This window comes from Chryseobacterium lathyri (assembly GCF_030812195.1).
In the GTDB taxonomy this organism is placed as follows: domain Bacteria; phylum Bacteroidota; class Bacteroidia; order Flavobacteriales; family Weeksellaceae; genus Chryseobacterium; species Chryseobacterium lathyri_A.
In genome coordinates, this window is record NZ_JAUSSF010000002.1 from 808,115 (window position 1) to 823,192 (window position 15,078).

Genomic DNA, 15,078 nt, shown 5'->3' on the forward strand with positions numbered 1-15,078 from the left:
TTAGTTTTTAGTAAACAGGAAATGAAATGTCTATTTTCAATCCTTTTTCGGTTTCAGTGTCAAAAATAATTTGTCCCTGCAAAATTTCTATACGGGAAACCACATTTGATAATCCATTGTTATAAATTACCGCTCCGGATATCCCAATTCCATTGTCTTTATAATGGATGGCAATCTCGTTATTAATTCTTTCAAAGCGGAAAGAAACAAGGTTTGATTTGCTGTGTTTTTTCATGTTGACAAGCAGCTCCCGAATGATTTGATAGATTTCTTCCTGTTTAGATTGATTTACATTTTCCCAAATGTTTTTCTCATTTCCAGCAATATAGGTTTTTACGGTATCATTATTAAAAGAGCCAATACTATTTGAAATTTTTTCGCTAAAATCCTGCTCATCTTTAGAATCTTCCTTATCGTAGGAAATGTCTCTGGATTTCTCATAAACAAATTCCAGATCGTCCAGGGCCTTTTCTTTATCAAAATGGTCCTGATTTTCTATTTTAGTCATGACCTGGTAAATTCCATTGGCTACGACGTCGTGGACTTTTTTCGACATTTTCAGCTCAGTATTTTTAACTTCCAGTTCTTTTTCCTGTTCGAGTCTTTTTTTTCTTTTTTTGTATAAAAAAATACCACCTATTAAAAGAACGGATAAAGTACCTAAGCCAATATTTCTTTTTAAGAGCTCGATTTCATTTTCTGCATTTTTTGCCTTTATTTTTTCAACATCATATCTTATAATGGCAAATTGATTTTTTGCTTTACTTCTTGCTGTTTGAAGGCTGTCATTGAGGCTTTGATATCTCAGAAAGAAATACTTTGTGTTATTAGAATTTTCTAATGTAATAATTTTTTGAAGGGCTTTTAATTGATCATCAGGATTGTTGTTCTTTTTAGCTATTTGCCAGTTTTTGTTAGCATAATGTAATGCTTTTTTAGGATCCTTATTTTCAAAGTACTCTGTTAAATGATAGAAGCTGGCATTTAACCCATCATCATCTTTTATCCTTTCTCTTATTTTTAGAGCTTCATTTAGCTCTGGTTCCGCATTATATTCAGGATTTTGACTAAACTTTGTATAAGCTAAATTATCATAGACCTTTGAGAAAACTTTAGCATGTTTCTTTATAGTTGGAAAAGCTAATATTTTATTAAAAATTTGAATGGCAGAGTCATGTTTTTTTAAGTATGTATATGAAATTGCTTTATTGTTTAACAGTGTTAATTGATAAATAGGATCTTGAGAAAAATGGGCTGCTTTATTGTAGAACTGAGCGGCTTTATTATATTCCTTTAAATTTTGACAGGTAATACCTAAGTTATTATAATTTCCTACTATTTCCAGAGTGTCCTTTTGGGGGTTTAAATATTTAATTGCAGATAAAGCTGTTTCTTGACTGCCATAATAATCTCCATTTTCACATTGTAAAATAGCCATATTTACTAAACAACTACCGGCGAATGAAGGGTTGTCCTCCTGAATGAAAAAATCTTTTGCCTTATTGAAATATTTAAAAGCGCTATCTTTTTCTGAAGTTTTTAAATAATTATATGCTTTGTCATAGTCTGTTCTATCACTTTTTACAGTTCTGTTATTTTTATTACAGGAAAATAGAATTACAGGTAATAAGAAGATGAGTTTTTTCAATTAGTTTTTTATCAAAAATAATAAAAAAAGCGAAAGAAATTCTCTTTCGCTTAATTGGTTATTTTTTTGGAGGAGGAGGAAGCTGTCCCGTTTCTCCTCCGGTATCCCCCGGATCCACTCCTTCTCCCGGGTCTGTCAGCTGAACCGTTGTCTGTTCCTGATTATTACTATTATCTGATGTCGTGTTTGCGTTGTTATTTGAAAATGCTAATCCCAGTAGCATCAATATTAATTCTAACATTGGTTTAAAAATTTAAAATTTGGCACTGGTGTTCTTCCTCACGAAACAGATCGTAAGCAGTGTTACACGGTTAAAAATTTTGAAGCGCTTCTAAATTTTTGGGAAGTGAACCTTCAAAAACGGAGGAGAAACATCTGCTTCCCAACCCGGAGTTTTCCTCCGTTTTATCTGGTGATTTTGAAATCAGTTTTTTGAGTTTGTTGTTTTATTTGTTACTGATTTACAAGGCAAAATAACGGCGAAAAAGAAAATAGGGGTTAGAAAGTTCTTGGAAAGTTCTTGGAAAGTTTTCTACGGGAACCCGTAATTTTTTTTGAGAATAACTGTTTAATTTTCCGGATAAAATTTATTTATATGTCTAGATTTTTACTTCAGAAAAAAAAGTTATTGGAGGAAGTTTTGGAAAAAGCATCAAGTGAGACAACAGAACAGTCATCTACTGGGATTTTAAAATCATTAGAAAGAAGTTTGTTAGATGATTTTAAAATTAGCTTAAGTTATAAGTCGTTGGAGACATATTATAAAGTTATTGTTGAGAATGAAAATGATTATAATATAAAGCCGGTAATTCTTGATGATCTAAGTAGATATTTAGGATACGAAAGTTTTAAAGCTTATTGTTTGGATTGGAAAACAATAGAATATGCTATTAATCAAACAGTTTCTAAAATTGTTATAAACATTGTTAATAAGCCTTTTATTAATCTAACAGAGTTTATTAGCAACAATAAAAGCATGAGTGGTGGAGTACTTGGAATCATTGCATTAATGGGGCTTTTGTTTTCCAAAGGTGTTTTTACTCCGAAAGAATGCATGTATTGGGATGGTGATCAATATCAATTAGCTCATTGTAATGATAAAAACCCAAACCATCACTTGATACCTATTGATACAGTTAAACTGAAGTATCTTAAAAAAAGTACAAGACCAGACACTATTAATGTTGAAAGTTCATTGGGAAAGGTATGGTACGATAAGAGTGATAATGATGTAGAATTTTTTACCAGTCACGGAGTAAATCCAGAAAATGAAAAAACTTTAAAAGAGGCAACGGAACACATAATTTATACTTATGGAGGTGAAAATGCGAAGTAGTATTGTTGAAAATCGATTATTGGTAATATTGATGTGTCAATAGGATTCGAGCAAACAGAGGATATTTGAAAATAAATTTCCACACAAAAAAAGCGAACATCAAAAAGATATTCGCTTTATATTTTTACGCTTCATTCAGCATTCCCAGCTCTCCAAAATGTTTTTTAAATTTCTGGATCTTCGGGCCTACTACGGTGCTGCAGTATGGCTGTGTCGGGTTTTCGTTATAATAGCCCTGGTGATACTGTTCAGCAGGCCAGAATTTCTCAAACTGGGTTACTTCGGTTACATATTTTCCGGGCCATTTTCCCGATTCTTCAGATTTTTTGAGAGCTTCTTCTGCTCTAGCTTTTTCTGCTTCATCTTTATAATAAATAACAGAACGGTATTGTGTTCCGATATCATTGCCCTGTCTGTTCAGCTGGGTAGGGTCATGAAGGAAGAAGAATACATCCATTAGCTGTGCATAGGAAATGATCTTAGGATCAAAAGTGATCTGTACCACTTCGGCATGTCCCGTTTCTCCTGTACACACTTCTTCATAGGTTGGATTATCCTTGTGTCCTCCCGAATAGCCTGAGACAGCAGACTGTACTCCTTTAAGCATATTGAAGCAGCTTTCGACACACCAGAAGCATCCGCCGCCGAAAGTGATCTGTTCTAAATTGTTATCCATTGTAGATTGATTATTATATTGGTCCGGTTTTGCTCTAATCCGCACTGGAAATGAGTGAAAAAAACTAATCAAAAATAGGAAAAACTTTTGCAATTTTAAACACGAATAACACAAATAGATATCACAAATAATTCTTCATAAAGGCAAACAGAATCTCTATTTTTATAAATAAATATAGGTAAGATAAAGCTCAAACTTCTGCGTAGCACAATAGATTTCACGAATAGGCACAGGAACAAAAAAGCACCCCGAAAGGATGCTTTTATTATTTTAAATATGTTTTTCAGTTATTTCTCCCAAACTAAAGCACTTGCTCCAAGAATGGCTGCATCTGCTTCATCAAGCTCGCTGAAGACCAGTTTCACTTTATTTCTAAAGATTGGAAGAAGGTTTCTTTCCATATGGAGCTTTGCAGGCTTCAAAATAAAATCACCGGCCTTGATTACGCCGCCGAATAAAAGAATAGCTTCCGGTGAAGAAAACATGACGAAATTTGCCAAAGCTTCACCCAGCTTCTGTCCTGTATATCTGAAAACCTCAATAGAGATAGGGTCGCCTTTCAGAGCACATTCATGTACAGTTTTTGAGTTAATAGATTCTTCAGGATACTGGCTCAGCATAGATTCAGGAAATTCAGCTCTCATTTTTTTTGCAGTGATCGCAATTCCTGTGGCTGAGGCATAAGCTTCCAGACTTCCTTCAGATCCAGTGCTCCAGTGCTTTCTTCCGCCAGGCTTTACGATAGTATGGCCAAGCTCTCCTGCAAAGCCATCATGTCCGTAAATCAGGCTCCCATTGGAAATGATTCCGCTGCCTACTCCGGTTCCCAGAGTGATCATAATGAAATCCTTCATACCACGTGCTGCTCCGAAAAGCATTTCTCCAAGAGCTGCTGCATTAGCATCATTGGTAATGGTACACGGCAGGCTGAATTTAGCCTTCATCAGTTCACTGAAAGGGACCAGGCCCTTCCAGGGTAAGTTAGGAGCCTGCTCGATAGTTCCTTTATAATAGTTGGCGTTAGGAGCGCCTACCCCAATTCCGTCAAAGTTTTTTTCTGTACCGTATTTTTCGATCAGGGGCTGAACCTGTTCATACAAAGCATCGATAAAATCTTCCACTTTTTCGTACTCATCAGTTCTCAGACTTCCTTTTTCCAGAACTTCACCGCGATGGTTTACTACTCCGAACTTTGTATTCGTTCCGCCGATATCAATTCCTAGAGCAACTTGTTTTGATAAATCTATTAATGACATTTCCTGTTTATAAATTCTAAAGGGTTAAAATTATAAAAAAGATTGTATTAATGAATTATTAACAAACTTTTATTTGAAAAACTTTTAGGCAATTTTTACCGGCTTCTTTTTTCTTCTTCCCCACCAGATCATAAATCCGGTGACAGGTAAGGATGCACACAGAAGGCTGACAATAAATGCAATGATCTTTGTAGGAAGCCCTAAAATAGCCCCTACATGAATATCATAGTTGGCAGCTACTGCTTTTTCTCCGAAGTTTTTGTCCTTCGGATCGTGGGTATGAAGCAGTTCCCCCGAGTTTTCATCAAAGATCAGGCTGCTGTTTTTGTGATAAGAATATGAAAGGTGCTTTACAAAAACTTCAAAATTAGGATGCTCGTGGTCATCCATATGCTCATGGCCAAGGTCAATGGCAAAACCGAAAGCATCAGGATATTTTTGCTGTACAGTATTAATGACCTTATCGAGCGTTCCTTCAGTTCGTAGTTCTATAGGAGCCTTGGTTTTAATATGGGAGAAGTCCGGATATTTTGTTTCCCCGCCGGAGAATATCACGTAGATCATGGCCTGTACAACAAAAAAGGCATAAAAGAGTCCTGTAATTGCGAAGATCAAAGCGAAGATGGAGGAATAAAAACCAAGCACATTATGAAGGTCATAATTCTTTCTTTTCCAGCTTTTTATATTCTTCCATCTAAAAGAAAAACGTTGCTTTCTGGCTGCTTTATTTTTAGGCCACCAGAGAACGATTCCGGTAATAAGCATCATGATAAATATGATAACAGGAATTCCCACTACATAGGTTCCCCAATCCTGCTTCAATAAAAAGCTCCAGTGGATCATTTTTACAATGTTGAAAAATCCGTTCTTTTCATCATATGTTCTGAGGACTTTTCCCGTATAAGGATTTACATAAGCTGCTTTATAGATAGGAAACTCATCAAAATAATTCCAGGCATCCGTATTATGCTCATACCAATAAAACATGTACGACATTTTTTTATCGATCGGAACATTCACCCAATGGATGGGATATTTTTCTTTTACCTGTTCGGCAACAGATTTTTCCATTATTCTGATAGGAAGAACCTGCTTTTGTGCTATATTCTGCTCGTTGTGGTAGATCACATCCTTTCTGGTGATGTTTTCTATTTCATCTTTGAAAACATAAAGCGCTCCTGTAATGGATATAATAAAGATCAGAAAGCCAATTCCCAGACCAAACCAAAGGTGCAGCTTGGCTGACCATTTCTTGAAAAAGCCCGGTTTTTTCTTATGATGATGTTTTCTCTTCATATTGCAGTTCAAAGTATCGCAAAGATAAGTTTATCTTTTTATTTAGTTTAATTAAAATTTATATTCAAGCATCAGGGTGCCTCTTCTCCCCAGTGAATTCACAAATTCGCTGTCACGAGCAGACCACCATGCAATGGCAGGCTGATACATTTTGTTGAACAAATTTTCAATACCTAAAGAAACTCTCCAGTTTTTATTGATTTCGTAGCTTGATTTAAAATTAAAAACGGTGTATTCAGGAACGTGGCCTTCTCCGTATACGAATAATCCGGTTTTTGCATTAGGTTGAAACCTGTCCTGCTCAAAGGCATGCAGCATATCAAAACCAATGGATAAGGCCTGTATAGGTCTTGCCTGAATGTAAGCAAGTACCTTAGGCGCAGAAATCCGGCTGTTATTGATTTTTGCAGAATAATCTCCATCATCTTTAATAGACGTAATCCCTTCCATCCAGCTATAGCTTCCTCCGAAACTGATCCATTTTGCAGGGGTAAAATGCAGGAATCCTTCCACACCGTAAACAATCTCCGGTGACCTTTGTATGGTTAAAGCCCTGTCTGCGCTCTGTACAAAGGAAGCTCCTAATTTTGATGTGCTTACATAAGAGGTGATTTCATAGTTGACCCATTTTGAGATCTGTCCTGTGGCACCCAGCTCATAATTGTTAACAATGATGGGCTTGGTTTCAAGATTTTGAATGGTTCCCTGTGTAGATGTTCTTAAGATCCTTCCCAGCTCGTTGATAGAGTAGGACTGGGAAAAGCTTCCGAACAGGTTAATGAAAGGCTCAATATTATAACGCACCCCTAAATTGGCCACCAATGCATTATATTTTAATTTTCCGCCGGTAACAAAAATACTTGTTGTGAAAGTTCCATCACTTTTTACGGAAGAGAGGGTATTAAAGTCTCCTACTTTAACGGTCATGTTTTCGTAGCGAAGTCCACCTTTAATGGTTAATTTTTTCAGTAAATCGATTTTAACCAGCACAAAAGGGGCCAGGTTAGTCATATTCATGTCTGGTGTCCAGTAACGCCCGTCCTCAAGCTTCTGAACGGTCTGGTCATTAAGGATATCCATTCCGTACATCACTTCAGCCTGTGAATTTTGAGCGTTCCAAAGCTTCGTATCAAAGTTGAATCTGGCGCCGTATTTTTTGGAAATCACATTGGACTGCCCTCCTCCGAAAAATGTATCGCTGTATCCGTATACCGTCTTGAAATCCTGCATATAAGCATTGAAATTCAATGAAGTGGTTCCTCCAAAAAGATTCTGGTTATCATAATTAACCCTGAAATTGTGGTTTTTTGGTGTTCCTTGAGGAGTGGTTTCAAGGTTTTTTCCTACGCCCTCACCAATGGTTGGTTTAAAACCGTATTTTCCGGTTACCAGTCCTAAGCTAAGATCAGATCTGGAAGAATATCCAATGTAAGAAGCTTCAATTCTCTGATCATTATTGATATTATACCCTACTTTAAGCATTCCGTTATAGTTATCCATTTTTGCGGGGCTGTAGGTTGGGGTAAGGTTTACTCCGTCAGCATCTTTCATATAGCCGGTTCTTTCATAAGCAAGGGAGAAAACATAGTCAAATTTATTCACCTTTCCGGATAGCAGCTGACTGGCCCTTACTCCTAAGGTTCCTCCATAGGTCTGGCCAGTAAAACCAACCTGGGTAAGTCCTGAAATATTTTTATCGGATTTACTTCTTCTGGTGATATAATTGATGATTCCGCCATCTGCTCCGTTTCCGTAGATAGAAGATGCTCCTTTGATCACTTCAATTCTTTCAATAACAGAAGGATCGATGCTTCTGATGTCCCTTGCCCCATTTCTAAGTGGGGTAGATTGAGGAATGCCATCGATAAGGACAAGAACCTGACGGCCTCTTAAAGTCTGACCTGTATTGGAGGTTTGTCCGGAATTGGTTCCTAAGCTGGGAACCGTATACTGAAGAATGCTGGTGATATCGGAATTGACGGTAAGCTGAGACTGGATCTGCTTTTCTGCAACAATCGTTACTGAGCTTGGTATTTCTTTAATGTTTTCTTTTTTTCTGGAAGCAGTCATCACGACTTCATCCACATTGTTGGTCTGCAGGCTGTCTTTAACCTGTGCAAAAACAGTTGCCGACCCTAAACATGCGGCTGATAAAAGCACTTTTTTCATTATATTTTCTTTCCTTGTTTTTTTTGTTTCCCCCACCATACTAAAAAGCCGGTAACAGGGAGTGATGTGCAGATGAGGCCTGTAATAAACCAGAGAATTTTCCCGAACAGCCCAAAATAGGATCCTGTATGGATATCATAGTTGGCATTGGCATATTTTTCTGCATTGCTCAGTTTCTGATGAGGTTTGTCTGCCAGAAGTTTCCCTGAATATTTGTCAAAAACCAGCGTATTTCTTTCACTGTACCGCCCTTCTTGTCCATATATGGTAACCGGAATGTTCTTTAATTCTTTCCCTTTCTTGTTTTTTCCGTTTAAGGGAATTCTGAAACTGGAAGAGGTAGGATAAAGCTTTCTGGTTTCCTGAGCGGTAAGATCAAAAACTGAAGTATTTTTTATCATCAGAGAATCCGGAGATTTGATTTCCTTCTCTTTTGGCAATTCTAAAGAGCCGGAAAGTGCAAGATTGAAGGTGTTTTTTACATACGGATAGGCAAAGTAAATTCCTGTAATACTCATCAGCAGTGCCAGGAATGAAGCATAAAACCCCAATACATTATGAAGATCATAATTTTTACGTTTCCAGGTCTTCACATTTTCCCAGCTGAACCAGAAGCGTCCTTTTCTTGCTTTTTTGTTCTTTGGCCACCATAAAATAATTCCTGTAATCAGCATGAAGATAAACAGTACGGTAGGAATTCCTACCACATATTTCCCCCAATCTGATTTTAATAATAAACTCCAGTGAATGGCTTTTAAAATTGGGAAAAGGTCATATTTTTCATTGTAAACAGCTAAAATTTTCCCGCTGTACTGATCTACATACACCAGCTTATTGATCTTCACCTCTTCAAAATAATTCCAGCCTTTTTTGTTCTTTTCGTAATAGGAGAAACGGTAGGATTTATTTTTATCTAAAGGAATTTCCACAGCATTCAAAGGATACTTTTCATTAAGTTCCAAACTGACCTTTTCTTTCAGAATAGCTATAGAAAGTGGAGTTTCCGTAGCTTTTTGTACATATATGGCTTCTTTCCGTAGACTGCTTTGTATTTCATCTTTAAAAACGTATAAAGTCCCGGTAAGTGAAACAATGAAAACAATAATACCAACGGATAAGCCAAACCACAAATGCAGTTTGGCAGACCATTTCTTTGTAAAAGAAGGTTTCTTTTTATAATGATGCTTCTTTTTCATTAAATAAACTGTTCCTGAAACTCAGGAATAGTGAGTATGTGGTTGATTAAAATTTATAAGCAATTGTCCCTAAGAAGTTTGCCAGTTTTTGAGGATTCGCTGTGGAATATCCTGTCCAATAATGTTCATTCGTGAAGTTATCAACTTTAACTCCGATTCTGAATCTCTTGGCATCGTAAAACGCATTGGCATTCAAAACGAAATATTTTGGTAAAATGAAATCTCCTGTTACATTATTGTCACTAGCATAATTTCCACCAAATCCGAATCCCAGACCTTTTACTTTTCCATCAACAAATTGATAAGCCAAGTTGAAATTTGCATTCCAAAACGAACCCGCCGTAGTTGGTCTTGTGTCTGTAGATTCATCAACAGTATCGTTGTAGGCCAAACCTCCTACTAAAGAGAAACCTTTTACTAGATATGCATTAACTTCCAGCTCGAAGCCTTTGCTGAGTGTAGAAGCGGCTTGTTTTTGAACCACAGCAAAAGCTGCAGTATATTCTCCGGTGTTAAGCAGTTGATTTTTCACTTTGATGTTGTAGTATGAAATCGTTGCGTTGAATCTGTTTTTAAATAAACTTGCTTTGAAACCTCCTTCAAACTGGTTTCCTCTTTCAGGGTCTGATAAAGCCATATCTCCTGCAACATTATAAGTATAATATCCGTTGGATTTGAAGGAATTCTGGTAATTTCCGAAAACAGAGAATTTCTCAGGAACGATTTCGTAAACAATTCCTGCTTTTGGAGAAAATGCAGATTGATTAAATGCCGGATTGAATGTCGGTTTCGAATATGGCCCAATCATTCCGCCCAAATAATCGTTATTTTCATAACGAAGCCCTGCCATAATGTGCAGGTTGGCAATCGGAGTAAATAAGTTGGAAACATATCCAGAATAGGTATTCAAGTCGCTCAAATAATCGTAGGTTGAAAATTTATTTGTATCAGCATAAAGCGCAGTCAAAGCAGTGGCATTCATTCCGGAATAATCCGCACCTGAAGGCGCAACAATATCGAAGTAAGTGTTCAAATATTTGTAACGCAACCTTTCCGTTGTTCTCATATAATCAAAACCAACAACCGTTTTGTTTTTCATTCCATTTGAAAAATCATAATTAAGATTAAAGTTTTGTTGGATCTGAAACCAGGATTTTTTACTTTTATTTGTAGATTGGTCAGCTCTTTTTACCCAATAAGAAGAAGATGCATTGTCGTAAGAAATCGAAAAATACGGATTGTAACCGTCTGAATAAGAATCGGAATTATTAATGTAAGTATTTGAGGTGATATTATCGTTGATTTTCCATTTCACGTTTCCAAAAATATTGGAGTTTCTTGCAGTCATGTATAAATCATTCCCGGTGTAAGATTCTTTATAATCGAGGCCTGCCGCCTTTTCCAAATCTTTCATATTATTAATTTCGTTCAAAGTTTTCGGTGAAAGATAGAAGTAATAAGGATTCGCCGCTACTCGGTTCTGGAATAATTCATAATCTACATTCAGCTGAACTTTGTCGGAAACATTCCAGGTCAAACTCGGAGCAAATGTTGTATATTGATTTCCTGCATTGGTTTTCGTGAAATTTCCTTCGTTTGTATAAGCTGTATTTACACGGAAAAGCAAGTTTTTTGTAATCGGAGCGTTAATATCTGCAGTTGCTCTGTAAGTATTGTAACTTCCTGCAGACGCTGAGACTGCACCAATGAAATTTTGCTGAGGTTTTTTGGTCACCCTGTTAATAAGCCCTCCGTAAGAAGCTACTGTACTTCCGTAAAGTGTTCCGACAGGACCTTTTAGAAATTCCAATGTTTCCACATTTATTGCATCAATTGTAGACGTAACGGGAGCAACCAAACCATTTCTTGTAGAAGCTTGTGAAGGAAAACCTCTCAAAACGAAGAAGGATCCACCGTCTCCGGCTCTTCCTGTGGGATTCCACATTTTCTGCAAACCGGTTACGTTCCTGTAAGCATCATCAACAGTAAAAATGTTTTCATTTTCCAAAATCCCTTTATCAATAGAAGAATAGACTTGCGGATTTTCTATGAATTTCACCGGCATTTTGTTGGAGGATTCAGTATCGAGTTTTTTCACCATTTTATTGATGATAACTTCTTCAATATTTTTAGAATTTGTAGAATCTTTTTTCTCTTGTGCAAACGTTAGCATAGAACCCAACATTGAGGCGCAGATCAGTACATTTTTCATGAATAAGTCAAATTTTCTGCAAATATATTGTTTTTAATTGTTCTAAATAAATAATCGAATTGATATTTGTCATAAAATTATTAGGTGTTGAATAACAAAACCCCGCTTCAGGCATTGCTGAAGCGGGGTTTTTATGAGATTTTATTATTGAATTCTTAAGCCGGGATTTCTCCTTTGTATAAGAATGAAATAATTTCTTTGTTCATTTTGTCTACCATTTCACTGAATAAGTGGAAGGATTCCTGTTTGTAAATTACCAATGGATCTTTCTGTTCGTAAACAGCTCCCTGCGAAGATCTTCGTAGGTCATCCATCTCACGAAGATGGAGTTTCCAGTTTTCATCGATGATCGATAAAGTGATATTCTTTTCAAAATCATTGATAAGGCTTTCACACTGAGTTTCATAAGCTTCTTTAAGATCGGCAACAATTGTCATTGTCTTGTGTCCGTCTGTGAAAGGAACCTGAATCATTTTGAACATAGAACCCTGGTTTTGATATACATTCTCAATGATAGGGAATGATTTCTCTTTCAGTAAGTTCAGTTTCATTTTATAATCCTCCTGAGCGGCTTTGAAAAGAAGGTCTGTTAATTCCGGAACCTGCTTACTTTTGAAATCATTTTCAGAAACAGGAGATTCCATAGTGAAGAATTTAATGACATCAAATTCGAAATCTTTATAATTTCCTGTAGCTTTTCCTTTAGTGACAATTGAATTAGAAACATCAAAGATCATGTTCGTAATGTCATATTTCAAGTGATCCCCGAACAGAGCATTCTTTCTTCTCTTATAGATCACGTCACGCTGCTTGTTCATTACGTCATCATATTCAAGAAGTCTCTTTCTGATCCCGAAGTTGTTTTCTTCCACTTTCTTCTGGGCTCTTTCAATAGACTTACTGATCATAGAGTGCTGAATGACTTCTCCTTCCTTATGACCCATTCTGTCCATCATTTTCGCGATTCTCTCTGAACCGAATAAACGCATCAGGTTATCTTCAAGAGACACATAGAACTGAGAGCTGCCAGGATCTCCCTGACGTCCCGCTCTACCTCTAAGCTGTCTGTCTACACGTCTTGAATCGTGTCTTTCTGTACCGATAATGGCTAAACCGCCGGCTTCTTTTACTTCTTTGGTAAGCTTGATATCCGTACCACGACCTGCCATGTTCGTTGCAATCGTTACAACTCCCGGCTGTCCGGCTCCTGCTACGATCTCAGCTTCTTTTTTGTGAAGTTTCGCGTTCAGTACCTGGTGTGGAATTTTTCTTAATTGAAGCGCCTTAGAAAGCAATTGAGAGATTTCAACAGAAGTAGTACCTACAAGTACAGGTCTTTTTGCTGCTGTTAATTTTTCAATTTCTTCGATTACGGCGTTATATTTTTCACGATTAGTTTTGAAAACTAAATCCTGTTTATCATGTCTTAAAATAGGACGGTTCGTAGGAATTACCACAACGTCTAATTTGTAGATCTCCCAAAGTTCTCCCGCCTCTGTTTCAGCAGTACCTGTCATTCCCGCAAGCTTGTTATACATACGGAAATAGTTTTGAAGCGTTACTGTTGCAAAGGTCTGTGTAGCTGCTTCAATCTTTACATTTTCTTTAGCTTCGATGGCCTGGTGAAGACCGTCTGAATAACGTCTTCCTTCCATGATACGGCCTGTCTGCTCGTCAACGATCTTTACTTCGCCGTCAATTACCACATATTCATCATCTTTTTCGAATAATGTATATGCTTTTAACAGCTGGCTCATTGTGTGTACTCGCTCGGATTTTTCAGCGAATTCAGAGAAAAGTTTTTCTTTAGCTTCGAATTCTTCTTCTTTGGATAGGTTTTTCGCTTCCACTTCAGCGATTTCCGTCCCGATATCCGGAAGAACGAAGAAATTGTTATCTTCATTTCCCTGAGACATGTATTCAACGCCTTTATCTGTAAGATCTACCTGATTGTTCTTTTCTTCGATTACAAAGTAAAGATCTTTATCTACAATCGGCATATCGCGGTTGTTGTCCTGCATGTACTGCGCTTCAGTTTTCTGAAGCAATGCTCTGTTTCCGCTTTCCGATAAGAATTTAATTAACTGTCTGTTTTTAGGAAGACCTCTGTAGGCCTGAAGCAATTTGAATCCTCCTTCTTTTGTGTTTCCTGCAGCGATTAATTTTTTCGCTTCATTAAAGATGGCAGAAACTGTTTTTTTCTGAACTTCAACAATTCTGTCGATAGAAGGCTTAAGAACATCAAATTCCTGTCGGTCTCCCTGAGGAACCGGACCTGAAATAATCAATGGTGTTCTGGCATCATCTACCAATACAGAGTCAACTTCATCCACAATGGCAAAGTTCAATTCTCTCTGCACAAGCTCTGTAGGCGAAGTTACCATGTTATCTCTCAGATAATCGAAACCGAATTCGTTATTCGTTCCGTAGGTAATATCTGAATTATATGCTTTCCTTCTTCCGTCTGAGTTCGGTTGGTGGTTATCGATACAATCGATAGACATTCCGTGGAACTGATAAAGAGGTCCCATCCATGCGGAGTCTCTTTTGGCAAGATAGTCGTTTACAGTTACTACGTGAACCCCTCTTTCAGGAAGTGCATTTAAGTAAATAGGCAATGTTCCTACCAAAGTTTTACCTTCACCGGTTGCCATTTCGGCAATTTTACCGCTGTGAAGAATAACCCCTCCGATAAACTGAACATCATAATGGACCATATCCCAAACTACAGGAGTTCCGGCTGCGTCCCATGAGCTTTTCCAGATTGCAGTATCTCCCTGAATTTCCACGAAATCTTTTCCTGCAGCAGCCAATTGTCTGTCCCAATCAGTTGCTTTCACACGGATGCCTCCGTTCTGGGCCCATCTTCTTGCTGTTTCTTTTACCAGGGCAAAAGCTTCAGGAAGGATTTGGGCAAGAACTTTCTCTTCAATGTCGTATGATTCTTTTTTCAAAGATTCAATCTTTGAGAAAAGAGCTTCTTTTTCATCTACGTTAGCTGAATTTTTTACCTGCTCTTTTATCTGTTCTATCTGCGCTGTTATTTTGCTGGTTGAAGATTTTATATTCTCTTTAAATTCAGCAGTTTTTTCTCTCAGCCCATCATCAGTTAACTGCTGAATGGCTGGTTCTACAGCTTTGATTTTTGTTACAACTTTTTTTACTTCTTTTAGGTCCTGCGCTTTTTTGTCTCCCAAAAACCCTTTAAGAACTTTGTTTAAAAAACTCATAAATTTTTTGCTTTATGCTTAAATCAATATGCTTTAAGCGTTTTACTGACACGCTTATC

General features: G+C 37.1%; 10 protein-coding genes. 1 reads left to right on the plus strand and 9 read right to left on the minus strand.

The window, feature by feature from the left end; genetic code table 11:
* Nucleotides 1-7 precede the first annotated feature (7 nt).
* Together J2T03_RS13940 and J2T03_RS13945 are read right to left on the minus strand one after the other, a co-directional pair.
* Nucleotides 8-1,648 (minus strand): tetratricopeptide repeat-containing sensor histidine kinase, encoded by a 1,641-nt coding sequence (locus J2T03_RS13940; RefSeq protein ID WP_307211927.1) that lies wholly within the window; start codon nucleotides 1,646-1,648, stop codon nucleotides 8-10.
* 58 nt (nucleotides 1,649-1,706) lie between these two features.
* Complete coding sequence (locus J2T03_RS13945) at nucleotides 1,707-1,889, minus strand: hypothetical protein (RefSeq protein ID WP_306841225.1); 183 nt, start codon at nucleotides 1,887-1,889, stop codon at nucleotides 1,707-1,709.
* Between the two features lie 354 nt (nucleotides 1,890-2,243).
* Here J2T03_RS13945 and J2T03_RS13950 point away from each other — a divergent pair, with 354 nt between their 5' ends.
* On the plus strand, nucleotides 2,244-2,984 hold the full coding sequence (locus J2T03_RS13950; RefSeq protein ID WP_306841226.1) for a hypothetical protein: 741 nt from the start codon (nucleotides 2,244-2,246) through the stop codon (nucleotides 2,982-2,984).
* 124 nt (nucleotides 2,985-3,108) lie between these two features.
* Here the strand turns inward: J2T03_RS13950 and msrA are convergent, their stop codons facing one another.
* The 7 genes from msrA to secA form a co-directional block, all read right to left on the minus strand.
* On the minus strand, nucleotides 3,109-3,660 hold the full coding sequence (gene msrA / locus J2T03_RS13955) for a peptide-methionine (S)-S-oxide reductase MsrA (protein ID WP_307211932.1): 552 nt from the start codon (nucleotides 3,658-3,660) through the stop codon (nucleotides 3,109-3,111).
* Nucleotides 3,661-3,947: 287 nt separating this feature from the next.
* Nucleotides 3,948-4,916, minus strand: coding sequence for an ROK family protein (locus J2T03_RS13960; protein WP_306841230.1), 969 nt, complete (start codon nucleotides 4,914-4,916; stop codon nucleotides 3,948-3,950).
* 84 nt (nucleotides 4,917-5,000) lie between these two features.
* Complete coding sequence (locus tag J2T03_RS13965) at nucleotides 5,001-6,212, minus strand: PepSY-associated TM helix domain-containing protein (RefSeq protein WP_307211935.1); 1,212 nt, start codon at nucleotides 6,210-6,212, stop codon at nucleotides 5,001-5,003.
* A gap of 51 nt (nucleotides 6,213-6,263) precedes the next feature.
* Nucleotides 6,264-8,381 (minus strand): TonB-dependent receptor, encoded by a 2,118-nt coding sequence (locus tag J2T03_RS13970; RefSeq protein WP_307211938.1) that lies wholly within the window; start codon nucleotides 8,379-8,381, stop codon nucleotides 6,264-6,266.
* Entirely contained in the window at nucleotides 8,381-9,577 is a 1,197-nt protein-coding gene (locus J2T03_RS13975; RefSeq protein WP_307211941.1) for a PepSY-associated TM helix domain-containing protein, read from the minus strand. The genes J2T03_RS13970 and J2T03_RS13975 overlap by 1 nt, the downstream gene beginning before the upstream one ends.
* 46 nt (nucleotides 9,578-9,623) lie before the next feature.
* Nucleotides 9,624-11,789, minus strand: coding sequence for a TonB-dependent siderophore receptor (locus J2T03_RS13980; RefSeq protein ID WP_307211944.1), 2,166 nt, complete (start codon nucleotides 11,787-11,789; stop codon nucleotides 9,624-9,626).
* 155 nt (nucleotides 11,790-11,944) lie between these two features.
* A complete protein-coding gene (secA, locus tag J2T03_RS13985) occupies nucleotides 11,945-15,019 on the minus strand; it encodes a preprotein translocase subunit SecA (RefSeq protein ID WP_306841236.1) in 3,075 nt (1,024 codons plus the stop codon).
* Nucleotides 15,020-15,078: the final 59 nt, after the last annotated feature.